The sequence below is a fragment of the Aeromonas sp. 160P genome (assembly GCF_055193095.1).
In genome coordinates, this window is the sequence record NZ_JBUXKV010000001.1 from 3,735,803 (window position 1) to 3,754,712 (window position 18,910).

The 18,910-nt window shown below is 60.7% G+C and carries 14 protein-coding genes; 7 read left to right on the forward strand and 7 right to left on the reverse strand.

The window, feature by feature from the left end; all coding sequences use genetic code 11:
• Positions 1 to 66 precede the first annotated feature (66 nt).
• The 3 genes from xthA (at position 67) to ACY8FN_RS17370 (ending at position 5,583) form a co-directional block, all read left to right on the forward strand.
• Complete coding sequence (gene xthA, locus ACY8FN_RS17360; RefSeq protein ID WP_101324159.1) at positions 67 to 873, forward strand: exodeoxyribonuclease III; 807 nt, start codon at positions 67 to 69, stop codon at positions 871 to 873.
• Between the two features lie 396 nt (positions 874 to 1,269).
• Positions 1,270 to 2,469 carry an efflux RND transporter periplasmic adaptor subunit gene (locus ACY8FN_RS17365; protein WP_463101195.1) on the forward strand — a complete coding sequence of 400 codons (1,200 nt, stop codon included), beginning with the start codon at positions 1,270 to 1,272 and terminating at the stop codon, positions 2,467 to 2,469.
• 9 nt (positions 2,470 to 2,478) lie between these two features.
• Complete coding sequence (locus ACY8FN_RS17370; RefSeq protein WP_463100714.1) at positions 2,479 to 5,583, forward strand: efflux RND transporter permease subunit; 3,105 nt, start codon at positions 2,479 to 2,481, stop codon at positions 5,581 to 5,583.
• A gap of 57 nt (positions 5,584 to 5,640) precedes the next feature.
• Here the strand turns inward: ACY8FN_RS17370 and ACY8FN_RS17375 are convergent, their stop codons facing one another.
• The 3 genes from ACY8FN_RS17375 to ACY8FN_RS17385 form a co-directional block, all read right to left on the reverse strand.
• Entirely contained in the window at positions 5,641 to 6,726 is a 1,086-nt protein-coding gene (locus tag ACY8FN_RS17375; protein WP_042018805.1) for an HlyD family secretion protein, read from the reverse strand.
• Entirely contained in the window at positions 6,723 to 7,178 is a 456-nt protein-coding gene (locus ACY8FN_RS17380; RefSeq protein WP_101346555.1) for a hypothetical protein, read from the reverse strand. The genes ACY8FN_RS17375 and ACY8FN_RS17380 overlap by 4 nt, the downstream gene beginning before the upstream one ends.
• 186 nt (positions 7,179 to 7,364) lie before the next feature.
• Positions 7,365 to 8,552: an OmpP1/FadL family transporter gene (locus ACY8FN_RS17385; protein WP_463100715.1), complete on the reverse strand. Its 1,188-nt coding sequence runs from the start codon at positions 8,550 to 8,552 to the stop codon at positions 7,365 to 7,367.
• Positions 8,553 to 8,960: 408 nt separating this feature from the next.
• Here ACY8FN_RS17385 and ACY8FN_RS17390 point away from each other — a divergent pair, with 408 nt between their 5' ends.
• The 4 genes from ACY8FN_RS17390 to ACY8FN_RS17405 all read left to right on the forward strand — a co-directional run bounded on the left by ACY8FN_RS17390 (position 8,961) and on the right by ACY8FN_RS17405 (position 14,819).
• The gene (locus ACY8FN_RS17390) at positions 8,961 to 9,458 is read left to right on the forward strand and encodes a hypothetical protein (RefSeq protein WP_463100716.1); all 498 of its coding nucleotides are present in this window, start codon (positions 8,961 to 8,963) and stop codon (positions 9,456 to 9,458) included.
• A 302-nt stretch (positions 9,459 to 9,760) separates the two neighbouring features.
• Positions 9,761 to 11,293, forward strand: a complete 1,533-nt coding sequence (locus tag ACY8FN_RS17395; RefSeq protein WP_463100717.1) for an efflux RND transporter periplasmic adaptor subunit — start codon at positions 9,761 to 9,763, stop codon at positions 11,291 to 11,293.
• Positions 11,290 to 14,418: an efflux RND transporter permease subunit gene (locus ACY8FN_RS17400; RefSeq protein WP_463100718.1), complete on the forward strand. Its 3,129-nt coding sequence runs from the start codon at positions 11,290 to 11,292 to the stop codon at positions 14,416 to 14,418. Before ACY8FN_RS17395 ends, ACY8FN_RS17400 begins: the two co-directional genes overlap by 4 nt.
• A 44-nt stretch (positions 14,419 to 14,462) precedes the next feature.
• Positions 14,463 to 14,819 carry a copper-binding protein gene (locus ACY8FN_RS17405; protein WP_463100719.1) on the forward strand — a complete coding sequence of 119 codons (357 nt, stop codon included), beginning with the start codon at positions 14,463 to 14,465 and terminating at the stop codon, positions 14,817 to 14,819.
• Between the two features lie 119 nt (positions 14,820 to 14,938).
• Here ACY8FN_RS17405 and ACY8FN_RS17410 read toward each other — a convergent pair whose 3' ends face one another.
• From ACY8FN_RS17410 to ACY8FN_RS17425, 4 genes are all read right to left on the reverse strand, one after another.
• Positions 14,939 to 15,856: an ABC transporter substrate-binding protein gene (locus ACY8FN_RS17410; RefSeq protein WP_463101196.1), complete on the reverse strand. Its 918-nt coding sequence runs from the start codon at positions 15,854 to 15,856 to the stop codon at positions 14,939 to 14,941.
• Positions 15,857 to 15,940: 84 nt separating this feature from the next.
• Positions 15,941 to 16,744: an ABC transporter ATP-binding protein gene (locus ACY8FN_RS17415; RefSeq protein ID WP_463100720.1), complete on the reverse strand. Its 804-nt coding sequence runs from the start codon at positions 16,742 to 16,744 to the stop codon at positions 15,941 to 15,943.
• Positions 16,744 to 17,781 carry a FecCD family ABC transporter permease gene (locus ACY8FN_RS17420; RefSeq protein ID WP_463101197.1) on the reverse strand — a complete coding sequence of 346 codons (1,038 nt, stop codon included), beginning with the start codon at positions 17,779 to 17,781 and terminating at the stop codon, positions 16,744 to 16,746. The genes ACY8FN_RS17415 and ACY8FN_RS17420 overlap by 1 nt, the downstream gene beginning before the upstream one ends.
• A 7-nt stretch (positions 17,782 to 17,788) precedes the next feature.
• The gene (locus tag ACY8FN_RS17425) at positions 17,789 to 18,805 is read right to left on the reverse strand and encodes a FecCD family ABC transporter permease (RefSeq protein ID WP_463100721.1); all 1,017 of its coding nucleotides are present in this window, start codon (positions 18,803 to 18,805) and stop codon (positions 17,789 to 17,791) included.
• Between the last annotated feature and the right edge of the window lie 105 nt (positions 18,806 to 18,910).

Below are 18,910 nucleotides of genomic sequence, written 5' to 3' on the forward strand. Positions count from 1 at the left end.
AACTTGCATCCACTGCAGATTCCGAGTCCAATAGCGGCTTATAAAAATGACATGAGCATCCCGAACATGAAAATCATCTCTTTCAATATCAACGGCCTGCGCGCACGCCTTCATCAATTGCAAGCCATCATCGACAAGCACCAACCCGATGTGATCGGCCTGCAAGAGATAAAAGTACACGATGAAGCCTTCCCGCTCGCCGACGTAGAAGCCATGGGCTATCACGTCGAGTTTCACGGCCAGAAGGCCCACTACGGGGTGGCAATCATGAGCAAGAAGAAGCCGGTCAAGGTGGAAAAGGGCTTTCCCACCGATGACGACGATGCCCAGCGCCGGATGATCATTGCCACTTTCGAACGCGAAGATGGCTCCCTCATCAAGGTGATGAATGGCTACTTCCCGCAGGGAGAAAGCCAGGATCACGAGACCAAGTTCCCGGCCAAGCAGAAATTCTATGAGGATTTGCAGCGCTATCTGGAGACCAACCACACCCCGGATGACCCACTGGTGTTGATCGGAGATGTGAATATCTCCCCCACCGATCTCGACATCGGCATCGGCGAAGCGAACCGCAAGCGCTGGCTGCGGGATGGCAAGTGCTCTTTCCTGCCCATTGAGCGGGAGTGGATGGAGCGGTTGAAAGGGTTCGGCCTCACCGATACCTTCCGCGCCGCCAACCCCACCGAGTGCGAACGCTTCTCCTGGTTTGACTACCGCTCCAAGGGCTTTGACGAGAACCGCGGCCTGCGCATCGACCTCATCATGGCCTCCGACGCCCTCAAGGACACGGTCACCGAGACCGGTATCGACTACGAACTGCGCGGCATCGAAAAACCCTCCGACCACGCCCCCATCTGGGCCTGCTTTGCCTGATGCGGCGCAAGGTTAACCAATGAGCCGCTGCGAGTTTGCAAACTGTGAAGCGGCTCGCGGTTGCCCGCGATAAAAGGGCGTAAACAGCCTACCCAGACAAGGTGCCTCAGGGCACCTTCTTTTTGCAGCAAGGAGTGCCTGACGTGACACTGCTGCTAACGGCCCTCTCCCGGGCCGAACATCCCCGCTGACCTAGTCCGGGCTCGGAAAAAGACATGAATCGTTCGTCAATCGTCAACCCCAATTGCCATGCCGAGCAGCTTGGGTTCAGGTTACCCCCCTATCATCCTTGATTCCCTTAATAAATAAGTTGTTTTTTTTATCATGAAGTTAATGATGTGTATGGAACAACGCGCTGAACGCAGCCACCGGGATAGACCCAACAGGAGTTTGATGATGCAAGTGCCTAATGCAGGACGAAATAATTACAAACGCAGCTTGCTGACCCTGGCGCTGATTGGCGGTCTGAGTGCCTGCGGCGATGACGCAACCCAGACAGCCCAGTCCATGCCTGCCGTGCCGGTGGTGGTCGCCGAAGCCACCCTGACCGATGTGCCGCTCACCACCGAGATGGTGGGAGAGACCGCCGGTTTTCGCGAGATTGATGTGCGCTCCCGGGTTAGTGGCATCCTGCTTAAGCGCACCTATGTGGAAGGTCAGCCGGTCACCGCTGGTCAGGAGCTGTTTGTGATCGACCCCGAGCCCTACAAGGTGGCGCTGGAGCAGGCCAAGGGTTCTCTGGCACAGGAGCAGGCCCGTCTCAACAAGGCCCGCGCCGATCGGGACCGCATCATTCCGTTGTTCAAACGTCAGGTGGTGAGCCGCAAAGATTATGATGACACCATCGCCAATTACGAAGGTGCTATCGCCAGCCTGCAAGCGGTGCAGGCCAAGGTGAAAGAGGCAGAGCTCAACCTAGGCTACACCCTGGTGACCGCCCCCATTAATGGTATGGCAAGTAAAAGCTCCCAGTCCGAAGGCAGCCTTATCGCTACCAGCGGTGATAATGGTCTGCTCACCACCATCACCCAGTTTGATCCCCTCTACGTCAACTTCTCCTACTCGGAGCAGGATCGCCTCAACTTCGAGAACTCGGTGAAGAAAGGGGTAATTGAAGCCAAAGATGCCACCACCTGGCGCACTCATATTCGTCTGGCCGATGGCTCCCTCTATCCCCATGCAGGCAAGCTCAACTTTTCCGACAGCCGGGTCGATCCCCAGACCGGCACCATCCGTGCCCGCGCCATCTTCGACAATAAAGAGGGGGCACTGCTGCCTGGCCAGTTTGTCCGGATGACCATTGATCTTGGTCTGCGAAAAAATGCCATCGTGGTACCCCAACGTGCCATCGTTCAGTCTCAGGCTGATCGCATGATGATGGTGTTGGATGCCGACAACAAAGTGATCCCTCGGCCAGTCAAGCTGGGCCAGGTAGTCAACGAGGGCGTGCTGATCGACAGTGGCCTCAATCCCGGTGATCGTTACATCGTCGAAGGCTTGATGAAGGCCCGACCCGGCGCCGTGGTCAAACCTGTCTCTGCCGACGAAATGAAGGCCATCACCACCAAGGTGATCGGCCAGTCTGCGGCCAAGTAAGGAGCCCGTATGTTTTCCAAGTTCTTTATTGAGCGCCCCATCTTCGCCAGCGTGATTTCGATCATTATCGTGCTGGGCGGATTGGCGGCAATGCGCTCACTCCCCATAGAGCAATATCCCCAGATCACCCCGCCGGTGGTCTCGGTCACGGCGTTTTATCCGGGCGCAACCCCGGAGGTGATCTCCCAGACCGTTGCTGCACCGCTAGAGCAGCAGATCAACGGTGTAGAAAACATGATCTACATGCAGTCGGGATCAGCCTCCAACGGTCAGATGAACCTCAACGTCTACTTCGAGATCGGCACAGATCCGGATCAGGCTACCATCAACGTCAATAACCGGGTCTCGGCCGCCATGGCCCAGCTACCGGAAGAGGTGAAAAAGCAAGGGGTCACGGTCAAGAAGAAATCGACCTCGATCCTGCAGGTGGTAACGCTGCAATCCCCGGACGGGGCATTTGATACCACCTACCTGTCGAACTACGCCCTGCTCAACATCATTGACGAGCTAAAACGGATTCCCGGCATCGGTGATACCACATTGTTTGGCGGTACCGACTATGCGATGCGCATCTGGTTGCGGCCGGATCGACTGGCCCAGCTGCAACTCACGCCAAGCGATATCATCGGCGCCATCCGTGAGCAGAACACCCAGTTCGCAGCCGGCAAGATCGGTGCTCAGCCCACCACAGCCCCCATCGACTTCACCTACACGGTGCAGACCAAGGGGCGCCTTGAGGATGTCACCGAGTTCCAGAACATCATCGTCCGCTCCATGCCCGATGGTTCCAAGATCCGGGTTCGCGATGTCGCTCGGGTCGAACTGGGTGGCAAGGATTATGATCTGGTGGCCCGCGCCAATGGCAAACCGGCCATCGGTATCGCTACCTATCTGCAACCGGGCGCCAACGCCGTTGCCGTTGCCGATGCGGTGCATGCCACCATGGAGCGACTCAAGGAGCGCTTCCCGCAGGATATCGAGTACCAGATCCCCTACGACACCACCGAATTCGTGAAGATCTCCATCGAAGAGGTAGTCCACACCCTGTTCGAGGCGATCGTGCTGGTGTTCGTGGTGGTCTACCTGTTCCTGCAGAACTTCCGCGCCACCCTGATCCCCTGTATCGCGGTGCCGGTGTCGCTGATCGGGACCTTCGCCGGCATGCTGGTGCTCGGTTTCTCCATCAACCTGCTGACCCTGTTCGGCATGGTGCTCGCCATCGGTATCGTGGTGGATGACGCCATCGTGGTGCTCGAAAACGTCGAGCGGATCATGAGCGAGAAGAAGTGCTCGCCCAAAGAGGCTGCCATCCTCGCCATGCAGGAGGTCTCCGGCCCGGTGATCGCCATCGTGCTGGTGCTCTGTGCCGTGTTCCTGCCAGTCGCCTTTATGGGTGGCATGACGGGGGTGATGTACAAGCAGTTCGCCATCACAGTCGCGGTCTCGGTCGCTATTTCCGGTCTGGTGGCACTGACCCTCTCCCCAGCCCTGTGTGCCGTACTGCTCAAAGAGGGGCACCACAAACCGGCCCGCTTCTTCGTCTGGTTCAACAACAGTTTTGACAAGCTGACCAACCGCTACGTACGCGGGGTAGCGTTCCTCAACCGCCGGGTGGGCGTAGCCTTCAGCATCATTGCCGTACTGCTGATCTCCATCTACGCGCTCTTCCTCAAAGTACCGGGCGAGCTGGTACCGAACGAAGATCAGGGCTATCTCATCTCCGCCGTTATGCTGCCGGATGCCGCCTCCATGAGTCGTACCCAGGCAGTGGCTGAAAAATTCGACCAGATTGCCATGGCCAACCCGAATGTGAAGGATGTGATCACCTTCTCGGGCTTTGACATTCTCTCCAACGCCATCATCAGCAACAGTGGTATGACCTTCATTACCCTGAAGGACTGGAGCGAGCGTCAGGGTGCCGGACAAGACTCCTTCTCGCTGGCCAAGACCTTCCAAGGCATGAGCCTGATGGGGCTGGCTGATGGCTTTGTCGCCTCCTTCAACCCCCCCCCCATTCAGGGGATGTCCACTACCGGTGGCCTTGAGGCCTATCTGCAGAACCGTGGCACCGGCAACGCCCAGGCCTTCTCCGGCGAAGTGGAGCGCTTCCTGGAGGCAGCCAAACAACGACCGGAGTTTGCCAGCGTCACCACCACCTACCGCGCTAATGTCCCTCAGGTCTATCTGGACCTGGATCGCGAAAAGGCCAAGGCACTGGGGCTGCCGATCAATGCGGTGTTTGACACCATGCAGGCCACCTTCGGTCAGGTCTATGTCAACGACTTCAACCAGTTCGGCCGTACCTACCGGGTGCAGTTGCAGTCCGAGGCAGACTACCGCGCCAAGAAGAGCGACATCCGCAACGTCTATGTCCGCTCCGACAAGGGGGAGATGATCCCGCTCAGCAGTCTGGTCACGGTGCGTGATGCCACCGGCCCGGAACTGGTGGAGCGCTTCAACATCTTCCAGGCCGCCAAGATCATGGCGCAGCCCGCCCCCGGCTACAGCTCGGGTCAGGCCATCGCCGCACTGGAGGTGGTCGCCAACGACACGCTGGGCAACGATGCCAAGCTGGAGTGGACCGGCTCCGCCTATCAGGAGAAAGCCGCCGCAGGCAGCGCTGGCACTGCATTCGGCTTCGGTATCGTGATGATCTTCCTCATCCTGGCCGCCCAGTATGAACGCTGGAGCCTACCGTTTGCGGTGATCACCGCGGTGCCGTTTGCCCTGTTCGGCGCCCTGCTCGCCACCTGGGCGGTGGGGCTCACCAACAACGTCTACTTCCAGATCGGGCTGGTGACCCTGGTCGGCCTTGCCGCCAAGAACGCCATCCTGATCGTGGAGTTCGCAGTGATGAAACACGAAGAGGGGATGAGCCTCATCGAGTCGGCGCTGGAGGCGGCGCGCCTGCGTTTTCGCCCCATAGTGATGACTTCGCTGGCCTTCATCCTCGGCTGTGTGCCGCTGGTCACCTCCAGCGGGGCCGGTGCGGCAAGCCGTCACGCCCTTGGCTGGCCGGTTATCGGCGGCATGCTGGCGGCCACCTTTATCGCCATCTTCTTTATCCCGTTGTTCTTCCGGCTCATCATGGGCCGCTCGGAAAAACAGACCTGACCTGCCCGTTTACCCTGACCAGGCCCCTCCTTCACGGAGGGGCTTTTTTTTTGCAAATCACATGGCGAACAGATAGGCCTTCATCGCCTTGAGCCGCACGGTCGCCCCACCGATGATGTCAATAAAGCCGAGCAATGGATGCGGCTTGTGTGCCGAGATCCAGGCCGATCCCGTGGCCCCGATGGGCAGCACCACACCATCTGGCTCCAGCATATCGAGGATCACGGTGCGACCATGGCTGGACATGTTGTTGCCCACATGCTGGCGCACATGCTGATCCCCTTGCATCGCCGTCAGCTGGGCTTCACCGGTACCGGTACGCACTGAATGCACTCGCGCCCGGAAGATCCGCCCCGGATAGGCATCCACATAGAACTCGGCAAACTGGCCCGGCTCAATGGCGCGGTAGCTCTGATCCGGTATCCGGAACTCGAGGAACTTGCGCGAGGTGTCGTAGAGGTGCATGTTGCCGGTGCGTGAACCGTTGGCCAGATTGACCACCGACACCTGGCCGTCGAACGGCGCGCGGATCACCTTCTCTTCGTTGCGGCGCTCCTGCAACGCCAGCTCGGTTTCAAGGTTCAACACCTGAGAGCCGATGATTTTCAGCTTGGCCTCACTGGCACTCAACTGCGCCACATCACCATCGATCTGGGCCTGCAGCTGGTCACGACTCTGGATGCTGGAGTAGTTACCCAGCTGGGTCAGCCGCGCCAACTCCTTGCGATTGAGGGTCAGCCGCGACTGGATCGCCTGTTGCTGACTGAGCTCGGCAACGCTCTGGGCCTGCTGGGCGGTAATCTGGTGGCTCAGGGCTTGCGCCTTGCCGTCACTCTCCCAGTTGGCGAGGGTATAGATGGGCTGTCCCCGCTTCACCTGCTGGTTATGAACAACGTGGATTTGATCTATCTGATGAAACTGATTGGTACCCAACAAAGGGCCCAGTACGGCATGGGGTGCCTTGACCGTCGCCGAATCGGTAAAATCTACCGGTGCCAAATGGCGGGAGGTCGTCAGCAAGCCAAGCGCCAACAAGGCACCAATGGCGGTGCTCCAGAAGCCGGTCTTGAGGTTCCAGGGCAACACATTCAACTTCACCAGCAGCCAGACAATCAGGATATAGGGCAGCAGTATCTCTTTCATGATGTCTCCCCCTGCTGACGACCACGACGAATGCCATGACCAATGATCTGGCTCACCCGCTCGCCCAGCACATCCCAGCGGGCAAAGGCGATGATGATGGCCAGTACCCACCAGGTCTTGTCAATAAACAGGCCGCAAAGGGACAAGGCAAACACCAGGGTGATATGCACCGACTCGGACAATTTGGCACGATGTACCGCAATTTCATGCAGTTGCCACAACAGATGGACCAGATAGAGCACCACGTAGAGGGTAATGACGGTGATCACCCCCATAAACAGCTCGGAATCCAGTAACACCATGATAGCCGGCACGCCGTGATTGAACTGAGCCGCATCCACCGGATAGATCTGAGCCCCTTTTGAGAAGAACAGCACCAGTGCAACCGTGATCAGGATGAACGCCAGGCGCCAGAGCCAGCGAACGAACAGGGATGAGTGAGGGGATGACATTATCTGTTGCTCCTCGTAAACAGGGTATCCAACAAGCACGTCTTGATGACGGCAGATTTAAATCGGCAGATAGCCGCTAACAAGAGGGTCAGCAATCGGCAGAGTGCGAATGCTCACACGTTGCGGGCTGACACCTGAGTATCATGCGCAAGCCCCCAACCAGTGGGGGCTTGCTTAACGAGCGATTTAGAACTGGTGTTGCACACCGATATTGAAGAAATTGAGGTAACTGTTGTTGTAGGTGCCGGAAATTTCCGGGCGAATAGGCCCGCCATCGTGATGAACCACCATATCCCCTAGCCAGGCCAGGGTATAGCTGGCTTCCAGCTTGGTGGCCGGGCTCAGCTGATAGCTGGCACCCAGCCCCCAGCGCCAACCTTCTCCCATCGGCAGGTTGACGGTTCGATGAACATCGTCAACAGCGCTGCTGTCATAGGCAATACCGCTGCTCAGACGCAGGGCCGGGCTCACATCGAACTGGGTACCCAGGCTGAGATGCCAGGTATCCTTGTAGTGCATATCTTTGGTCTTGCTATGCCCCATCAATGCCACATCGACATCACCAAAGCGAGACCACTGCTGCCAGTTGGTGCTGGCCAGCAGGGCCCACTGATCGTTGAGCTGATGATAACCACTCAGAGTGACGGTCTGCGGGATCATCATATCGACCCCGAGGCCACTACGGCTCGAACTAAAGAGCAGCTGATCTTCCAGCTCCCACTTCAGTTCGGAGAAGTAACTCAAGCCGATGCGAGAGTGCTGATCCAGTTCGTAAAGCACCCCGAAGGAGGCGCCATAGGCCCAGTCGCTATCGGAAAACTCGCGACCATCGCCCATGCCCGACGTGAGATCCAGAGAGGACTCCAGCGCCCCATGCATGGCGATCAGGCTGGCACCCACCGACCAGTTGGAGTCGATGCGATACGCCAGGCTCGGGGCAAAGGCGATCCCGGTCAGCTTGGCGGACTGGGCATAGCCACGACCATCCCAACCATCACCATAATCGATACCCAGACCATGGCTGCCAAACATACCGAAACCGGCTACCCACTGATCATTAATGGCATGGGTCAGATAAAAGCTGCCCAGCGGCGCTGTCTGCAGCGCATTGCCGCCGTTGTTGCCACCCTTGTCCAGATCCAGTTCAAGGTCGCCGTATACCACACCGCCATTGACTTGCAGTTGGGTGCCTTCGAGCTTGGTCATACCGGCCGGGTTGCTTGCGATGGTCTCTGCTCCCTGAGCACGGGCAGCAGCCCCTGCGTTAGCCAGTGCACTGTTGGCGGTGCTGGTTTCGTAGAGGGCAAGGCCGCCAGCCATTGCTGATGGACTCAGCAAGGCAGCAAGCATCAGCGACAGCAGTCGTTGCTGCATTTCGATACTCCTGAATAAATGAACAAAAGGGGCACCCGACAGGGAGTGCATATCAACAATCACATCTAGCGTATTTGGCTATCAGCCTCTGGCAACCTGACGGCGTGATGCACGCTCGTTGCTGGCTGCCCGCCATTGCAAAGCTTGGCAAGCATGTGGTGTGACCCGTCCTGCGGCGATAAACGCCAGCAACGAGATGACGGGACATCACTCAATAGCGGAAACTGACAGGGGCGCATCCTAAAGGCAGGATGCAGTAACGTCATTAGAGTTGGGGATACGCCATGATTAAGCATTACTTAATGATAAGGCCGTAATAACCCGCTCTTCTTGTACGTTTTACGCCATTGACCTTCACCTCGTAGTAAGGTTTACAGTCCTGGTATCTGATCCCGAAGGATACCCGGATTGTCACTCACCCAGCTCGCTGCAAGATTGCCCTCAGTTGCGTTGGCCCGGCTATTGCTGGCGCTGCTGCTTATCTGCAATCTGACCCTCTGCATCAGCTGGCATGGGGCGCAACAAGCGCTCGACGCCTCATCCCGGCAAACAGCCTCCCTCCCCCACAACATGGCGATGAGCAGCGGCGAGATGGCCGCACCAATGGCCATGATGGATCACCAAAACAGCAGCGCCACCCTCTCCTGCCATCAGGGGATGGGAGATGAGGCCGCCATGGGCGGTGAGTGCCAGATGCAGACTGGCATCTCGGCAGCTACCAGCGTCCTGCCACTGTTTGGCATGCTGATTTCTCTTTTTATCTTGCCGCTGTTGCTGCTGCCCTCTCTGGGGGCGACCAGCCATCGGCTCGATCTCTGGCTGCGGGATCCCTTCCTGCGCAGCCGTGGTTCTCACCCTCCCTCCTGGCCGCGCCGACATCTGATGCTGTCGGTGCTGCGCCACTAGAACGATCTTCTGCCGTGCATGGGGCAAGACTCACCTTGCCCCTATCTGCACGCCTTTATCGCTTGACCCTGTGACCACTGGCCCCGCCAGCAACAGGGAGCCGTGCGTCTGCTGACTCGTTAGCAACGCCCCGTTTGCCGCCAGCCCCTTTGGTGATGCCTTACACCTCACCCGCCCGGCGGCCTGCACAAGAGAAGACGTATCATGTCACCAGCCAGCTTTTCACCCACCCAGGTTGCGGCCTTCGCGGGCACGTTATCCTCCTGCACTTTCTGCATCCAGATCCGCGCCGGAGGCCTGTTATGAACAAGACCATCCTGATGTCAGCCCTGCTGCTCGCCCTCGGCGCCGGTGGCGGCTACTGGGCCGCCAAACAGACCTCCGATAGCGCCAGCGCCAAAGAGAAGACCCCCCTTTACTGGGTCAACCCCATGGATCCCCGCGACAAGCGCGATGCCCCTGCCAAAGACAACATGGGGATGGACTTTATCCCCGTCTATCAGGAGCAGAAAAACGGCTCGCCGGGCACCGTCACCATCAGCCCCGAGATCCAGCAGAACCTCGGGGTGCGGCTGGCCAAAGTGGAGAAGCTGCCTATCCACCAGCAGATCGAAACGGTGGGCTACGTCGGCTATGACGAAGATCTGCTGGAGGCCATCAACGCCCGCATGGCGGGCTGGATCCGCACCCTCGCCATCAAGAGCGAAGGGCAGAGGGTCACCAAGGGGAACCTCATCTATGAGCTCTACGCGCCGGATCTGGTCAATGCCCAGCACGAATATCTGCTGGCGCTCAACACGGCCAACCCGCTGCTGCTGCGTGCCGCCGAGGGCAAGCTCAAATCCCTGCAGGTGCCGGCAGATCAAATCGCCGCCCTCAAACGCAGCCGGCAGGTGCGCGAAACCATCAGCATCTATGCCCCGAGCAGCGGCTATGTCTCTGAGCTGAAGGTGCGCGAAGGGCAGTATGTGGAGCCCGCCGCAACCCTGTTCAACATCAGCACCCTCAAGCAGGTGTGGGTCAGCGCCGAGGTGTTTGAGCGCCAAGCGGCCCAGCTGAAAGTGGGGGATCCGGTCACCATGACCCTCGACTATGCACCCGGCCGCAGCTGGCAAGGTAAGGTGGATTACCTCTATCCGACCCTGGATGCCGCCACTCGCACCCTCAAGGTGCGGCTGCACTTTGACAACCCGGATGAGTTTTTGAAACCCAATATGTTCGCCAAGGTGGCCATTCGCACTGGCAAAGGAGAACCGCAGCTGGTGGTGCCGAGCGAAGCGGTGATCCGCACCGGTAGTCAGGACAGGCTGGTACTGGCGCTGGGGGATGGCAACTTCAAGTCGGTGGCCGTCACCCTCGGCCCCCAGTTTGGCGACAAGGTGGCCATCAAGGCGGGGGTGGAAGCGGGTGACAGCATAGTCAGCTCGGCCCAGTTCCTGCTCGATTCGGAATCGGCCATCGACTCGGACTTCCAGCGCATGACGGCGGTACGCCCGGCGCAGGTGTGGACCCAAGGGACGGTACAGAGCATCGATCTGGCCAGCCGCACCCTGATGGTGGCCCACCAGCCCATCCCCGAGTGGCAGTGGCCCGCCATGGAGATGGAGTTCACCATGGCGGATGGGATCGATATGAGCAAGCTGGCCGAGGGACAAACCCTCCATCTGCAGGTAATGCAGGAGGGGGATGAGTACCACATCACCACCATCCATCAGGAGAAGGCACCCGCTACTGACGGCGCCGCCAAGCCTGCAACGGATGAGATGGAGCAGATGGAAGGCATGGACCATAGCCAGCATCAGATGGCAATGCCCGAGATGGAGAAGAAGTCATGATCCCTTCCATCATTCGCTGGTCCGTGGGCAACCGCTTTCTGGTGCTGCTGCTGACCGTCATGCTCACCGCCTGGGGGCTCTGGTCGGTCAAGCAGACCCCGGTGGACGCCCTGCCGGATCTCTCTGACGTGCAGGTGATCATCAAGACCTCCTATCCGGGGCAGGCGCCCCAAGTGGTGGAAGATCAGGTGACCTACCCGCTCACCACCGCCATGCTGGCGGTGCCGGGGGCCACCACGGTGCGCGGCTACTCCTTCTTCGGCGACTCCTTCGTCTATGTGCTGTTTGACGACAACACCGACCTCTACTGGGCCCGCGCCCGGGTGCTGGAATACCTGAGCCAGGTTGCCCCTAACCTACCCGCCTCTGCCCGCCCCCAGCTCGGCCCCGATGCCACCGGGGTGGGTTGGGTCTATCAGTACGCGCTGGTAGACAAAACCGGCAAGCACGACCTCAGCCAGCTCACCTCGCTGCAGAACTGGTTCCTCAAGTACGAGTTGCAGACGGTGGACGGGGTCTCCGAAGTCGCCACAGTCGGTGGCATGGTGCGCCAGTATCAGGTACGGGTCGATCCGGACAAGCTGCGCGCCTACGGCATCCCGCTCTCCCTTATCGAGACCGCCATCAAGCAGGGTAATCAGGAGACCGGCGCCTCCGTCATCGAGATGGCGGAAGCGGAGTACATGGTGCGCTCCAACGGCTATCTAAAGAACGTCGAGGATCTGAAGCAGATCCCGCTCGGCACCACGGTACGCGGCGCCCCGCTGCTGCTGGGGGATGTGGCAGATGTGGTCACCGGTCCCCAGATGCGGCGCGGCATCGCCGAGCTCAACGGCGAAGGGGAAGTCGTGGGCGGCATCATAGTGATGCGCTATGGCGAGAATGCCCAGCACACCATAGACGGAGTCAAGGCACGGCTGGCGGAGCTGAAAAGCAGCCTGCCAGAGGGGGTGGAGGTGGTCACAGTCTACGATCGCTCCGACCTTATCCAGCGCGCCATCGACAACCTCTCCGGCAAGCTGCTGGAGGAGTTCGCCGTGGTGGTGCTGGTCTGTCTGGCCTTCCTGTTCCACCTGCGCTCGTCGCTGGTGGTGGTCATCACCCTGCCCATCTCCATTCTGGTGGCCTTTATCGTGATGCACCTGCAGGGGATCAACGCCAACATCATGTCCCTTGGTGGTATCGCGATTGCCATCGGCGCCATGGTAGATGGCGCCATCGTGATGATCGAGAACGTCCACAAGCACATGGAGCGGGAGGCGCTCACCGACAAGAACCGATGGCGGATCATCACCGAGGCGAGCATCGAGGTGGGGCCCGCCATCTTCTTCTCCCTGCTGATCATCACCATGAGCTTTTTGCCGGTGTTTGCGCTGGAAGCGCAGGAGGGGCGGATGTTCCATCCGCTCGCCTACACCAAGACCTACGCCATGGCAGCTGCTGCGGCGCTCGCCATCACGCTGGTGCCGGTGATCATGGGCTACTTTATCCGCGGCAAGGTGCTGGCTGAGCAGGCCAACCCCCTCAACCGTGGCTTGAGCCAGGCTTATATCCCGCTGCTCAAGGCCGTACTGGCACGCCCGAAAACCACCCTGATACTGGCGGCGGTGGTGACGGTAGTGGGCTTCTGGCCGCTCAAATATCTGGGCTCAGAGTTTATTCCGCCGCTCGATGAGGGGGACATCATGTATATGCCCACCACAGCGGCCAATATTTCGGTGGGCAAGGCGCGGGAGATCCTGCAGCAGACCGACAAGCTCATTCGCACCGTGCCCGAGGTGCAGAACGTGTTCGGCAAAGCGGGGCGCGCCGAGACCGCCACCGACCCCGCCGATCTGGTGATGATGGAGACCAGCATCCAGCTCAAGCCACGCGATCAGTGGCGCCCCGGCATGACCCCGGAGAAGCTCAAAGAGGAGCTCGACGCCCTCATTCGCTTCCCCGGTCTCACCAACGCCTGGGTGCCCCCCATCAAGACCCGCATCGACATGCTGGCAACCGGTATCAAGACTCCGGTCGGTATCAAGATTGCGGGGCCGGATCTTAAGGTTATTCAGGAGCTCGGCCAGCAGCTTGAGCAGATTGTCGGCAAGGTGGAGGGGGCGGCCTCCGTCTACGCCGAGCGGGTGGCCGGCGGCCGCTACGTCAAGGTGGATATCGACCGGCTCAAAGCGGCCCGCTACGACCTCAATATCGCCGACGTGCAGGCGGTGCTCGCCACAGCGGTGGGCGGCATGGAGGTGGGCCAGACCATCGAGGGGCGCGAGCGCTACCCCATCAACCTGCGCTACCCCCAGAGCTATCGCGACTCGGTGGCCAGCCTCGAGCTGCTGCCGGTGGTAACCCCGAGCGGGGCGCGCATCGCCCTGGCGGACGTGGCCCGGGTCTACATCAGCGACGAGGCCCCAATGCTGCGCAGCGAGAACGCACGGCTCAACGGCTGGGTCTACGTCGATATTCGCGACCGCGATATCGGCTCTTTTGTCGCGCAGGCCAAGGCCGAGGTAGGCAAGCAGCTGATCCTGCCAGCGGGCTACGCCCTCACCTGGTCGGGTCAGTACGAGTACATGGAGCGAGCCAAGGCGCGCCTCGCCTACGTGGTGCCGCTCACGGTCGCCATTATCGTGCTGCTGCTCTATCTGGCATTTCGCCGCGTTCAGGAGGTGCTGCTCATTCTCACCACCTTGCCGCTGGCGGTGGTGGGCGGGATCTGGACCCTCTGGCTGCTCGATTTCAACCTCTCGGTAGCGGTCGGGGTGGGCTTTATCGCTCTGGCCGGGGTGGCGGTGGAGACCGGCGTCTTGATGCTGGTCTACCTCAACCACGCCTGGGACGATCTCGTTGCCAGCGGCAAGCCGGACAAGGCGGGCCTGCACCGGGCGGTGATCCACGGCGCCGCCCTGCGCCTGCGCCCCAAGATGATGACGGTGGTGACCATCATCGCGGGCCTGTTGCCCATCATGTGGAGCCACGGTACCGGCTCCGAGGTGATGCAGCGCATCGCCGCGCCCATGATCGGCGGCATGGTGAGCGCGCTGGTGCTGACCCTGCTGGTGCTGCCCGCCGCCTACTACCTGTGGCGCAGCCAAAGCCTTGGCGAGGCCTCGAACCCGCAACCCGAATAACCCTGTTTAACGACCCATTTTGACTGAACCACGAGGAAAATATCATGAACTACAAGACGCTGACCCTGACATTGCTACTTGGCCTTGCCTCTCTCCAGACCCGGGCCGAAATGACCATAAGCCACGAGGGGCACGATATGTCCCAGATGGAGGGGATGGATATGCAGATGGCCGGAGAGCAGGTGATGACAAAGGGGATCATTACCCGCCTCGACGGAGCCAACGGTAAAGTCGGCATCAAGCACGAGGCGATCGACAACCTCAAGATGCCCCCCATGACCATGGTGTTTGTGGCCGCCGATCCGGCGCAGCTCAAGGGGCTCAAGGTGGGGGATGCCATCCACTTCCACGCCGAAAGCCTGAGCGGCAAGCTCACCGTGACCGCCATCAAGCCGCAATAAACGGCTCTGACTTGCCGAAGAAGTCGCGGCAGATAGTGACAACGCAAGAGGGAGGCATCAGCCTCCCTCTTCTTTTGGTCAACCTTTTCGTGTGGTCAACCTCAAGTGCGCAATGGCGCTCAGCTGCGGGTTGTCAGCAACTGCTCCACATCCTCAATCACCTTGAGGGCCGCCTGCGGGCCGCCGCTGGAGGTCCAAAGCGACCCATCGACCGCGTTAAAACGCTTGGCCTTGATGACCGGCAGTTGCTGGAACGCCGGGGTCTGCTCCGCCTGACCCATGGCATCGACCGCATCACCGGTGGCGCTCAGGGTGCCGATCACCAGCCAGTCGGCGTCCAGCAGGTTGAGGGACTCCAGACTGAGCGCTGGTGAGTGGGGGGCACCCGTGCCCTGCTGCTTGCCCGGACGCACCAGCCCCATCGACTCCACTACGCTGCTGGCAAAGGTGCCCTGATACATAAAGCTCGGCCCCTTGGGGTTCCAGCGCACTATGCTGATGCTCTCCCCCTGATGCTTGGCCAGTTTGCTGCGGGCATGGGCCAACCGCTCGGCATACTGCTGCAAGAAAGCATCAGCTTGCTGATCACGGTTAAGGGTGTGGGCGGCGCGGCGGAAGCTATCTTGCCACGACTCCCCCCACTTGCTGGTTACCACGGTCGGCGCGATCTCCCCCAGCAAGGTCAGCAACTCGGGACGGGTCTGGCCGGTCAGGATAAGGTCAGGCTCCAGCGCAATCAGCGACTCCAGATTGGGGCTATCGAGATCGCCGATCACCTGGATCCCCATGCCCGCCTTGTCCAGCAAATAGCGGGGCAAGGTGGGTTGACCACGGCCATTGACGGCGCCGATAGGGGTCAGCCCCAGGGTCAGGGTGCTGTCGAGTTCGAGCTCGCTCAGCACCACCACCCGCTTTGGCTGGACTGGCACCTGCACCTTCTGGCCAAACGCATCGGTCACTTCACGCATCTCCTGCGCCTGAACCAGCGGCGCGGCCAGCATCAGGATAGCTGCTGCCAGGGCGGCAAAACGCTTCATCATCTCACTCCTTCTCGTTGCGCGGCCCGGATAATCGGCCGCGTGGATACACTCGGTGGGCCCACCAAAGCAGGCCCACATGACTCAGATTACCGAACGCAGGGCGCGGCCATGTTCATGGCGACGGGGCACGATAATGGGCGCTCCGTCACCGGGGGCATGAAGAATGTCGACACTGGTCTGGTAGAGCCGATCGATCAGCGCCTTGGTCACCACCTCCCGGGCCGGGCCCATGGCGGCAATGGTCCCTTCGCCGATGGCGATCAGCTCGTCACAGTAGCGGGCCGCCATCGCCAGATCGTGGATCACCAGCAGCACGGTTTTGCCCTCGGCGGTGATGCGGTGGATTGCCTCCATCACCTCGGTCTGGTGGCCGATATCGAGGGCGCTGGTGGGCTCGTCGAGCAGCACCATGTCGCTGTCCTGCGCCAGGATCATCGCCAGCCAGGCCCGCTGCGCCTGCCCGCCGGAGAGAGACGCGGCGCTCTGCAGCCAGATGCTTTCGAGCTGCATCCGCTCGCAGGCAATACGCACCATGCGGGCATCCTCCTCTCCCCACTGATTGAACCAGCCCTGATGGGGATGGCGGCCATACTGCACCAGCTGCTCTACCAGAATGCCGGCAGGCAAAGTCGGCCGCTGGGGCAGATAGGCGAGCTCCCGCGCCAGTCCCTTCATGGGGTAGCTGGCGAGCGGCTTGCCCTTGAGCAGGATCTCGCCGCGCTGGGCTTTCATCTGGCCGGAAAGCAGCTTGAGCAGGGTCGATTTGCCGCAGCCGTTGGGGCCGACGATCCCCACCAGCTTGCCCCTCGGCACGCTGAAAGAGATGTCCCGCAGGATGGGGGTCTGCTGATAGGCGAAGTGGAGGCGATTTACGGTGAGCGTCATCAGTCAGCCCTCTGGCGATCGTTAACAAGAAGAAACAGCAGCAACAGGCCGCCGAGAATGCGGGTCATGATGCCGGTCGCCACCTCATGGGGGCTGGCCAGCACCCGGACCAGGGTATCGCTGGCCAGCAGCAGCAGGGCGCCGCTGAGCGCCGCCAGCCAGAGCGGCACCACCCGGTCTTTCACCAGCCAGGAGGCAAGAATGGGGGCAGCCATGGCGATAAAGACCACGGGGCCGCCGATGGCTGTGCCGAGCGCCGCCACCAGAATGGCCTGCGCCAGAACACCCAGTTGCACCCGATCGCCGTTGACGCCAAGCCCTCTGGCCATCTCGGGGCCAAAGCGCAGTACCGCCAGCGAGCGGGAGAGATAGACAATCCAGGGGCAGAGCAGCAGCAACAGGATGGCAATGGGGGTAATGGTGCTGTAACCCACGGCGATAAAGCTGCCCATGTTCCACAGATAGAGGGAGCTCAGGTGCAGCAAAGCCTGGGTGGACATCACGAACTGGCCGAGCGCCTCGAACAGCTCGGAAAGACCGATGCCGATCACCACGAACAGATAGCCCTGCTCACCCGGTTTGCGGCAGAGGGCATAGAGCACCAGCGCCGCGAAGATGGCACCGATGGGTGCCGCCCACCAGGGCCAACTCCCCACGGTCAGATAGAGGGAGAAGATGATGATGGCAAGGGAGGCGCCGTTGTTTACCCCCACCATATCGGGGGTGGCCAGCCGGTTGCGCACCAGGGTCTGCACCAGACAGCCGGAGAGCCCCATGGCCGCGCCCGCCACCACGACCCCAAGGATGCGCGGCAGCCGGATCTTGAACAGGGTGAGCTGCTCAAGCCGCGTCCCCTCCCCCAGCAGGGTGTTGACCACCCCGGCAAAGCCGAGTTTGCCGCTGCCAACGCTCAGGGCCAGCAGACCCAACGCCAGCAGCGCCACGGCCAGCAGTGCCAGCCAGCGCCAGCTCGGCAGATGGATCAGCACAGAGCGGTTGCCTGCCCGCAGGCAGAGCATATCGGTGGGTGTAGGCATCATCCCCTCACTTGACGGTCAGCAGGGTACGAAAGCCCCCGCGATGGACGATGGCGATCAGCACAGGCGCGCCGATCAAGGCCAGAATGACCCCGTTGGGCAGCTCGAACGGCTGGATCAGCCAGCGCGCCAGAATGTCCGCCAACAGCAGAAACAGCATGCCGAACAGGGCGGAGAAGCAGACCTGCACCGACAGCTTCACCGGCTCCACCAATCGGCCACAGTAAGCGGCCAGAAAGCCGACAAAACCGATGGGGCCAGCGATGGCGATGGCACTGGCAGTAAACAGGGTGGCGGCCAGCAACACGCCGATCCGCACCCGGGTGGGGCGGATCCCCAGCGCCTGAGCCTGACTGTCCCCCATCTGCATCAGGGTCAGCTGGCGACAGAGCAGCAGGGTGATGACAAACGCTGCCAGCACGAAGGGCAGCACGGCGACGATGGCATCGAGATTGGCCGCCGACAGGGAGCCGAGGTTCCAGAAACGGTACTGCTCCAGCACCATCTTGTTGGAGAGCAGCAGAAAACTGGATAAACCGCCGAAGGTGGCGGAGAGCGCCACCCCGACCAGAATGAGCTTGAGCGGGTTGGAGCGGCCAATCATCATGCCGAGCCCCAGCACAATCATGTTGCCAAGCAGCGCGCCGAGTCCGGCCCAGAGCAGATAACCGTAGGCGGACTCCACCCCGAACCAGGTGAGCCCCACCACCAGCGCAAAGACGGCCCCGGCGTTGACCCCGAGCAGGCCCGGTTCCGCCAGCGGGTTGCGGGTCGCGCTCTGCAACAAGGAGGCGGCCAGAGATAAAGAGGCGCCGACCACCATGGCACAGAGGGTGCGCGGCAATCGCAAGGTGTTGAGCACCATGGCGAGCTTCTCGTCGTCAGCCCAGGGGGCATCCCCCATCAGGTAGCCGAGCACCTCGCGGGCACCATAGACGCCCGCACCGGTGGCGAGCGAAAGAGAAAACAGTACGAACAGGAGGAACAATCCCAGCCAGAACAGCGAGGTCTGGTCTCTAAACACCCTTTAACTCCTTATGATTGCAATGCCATGTGATTGAAATAAAAGCCGTCACCCGGGGTAATGCCGTGGCAACCACGGGAGCCCGCCAGTGTGGGCCTCCGCTCA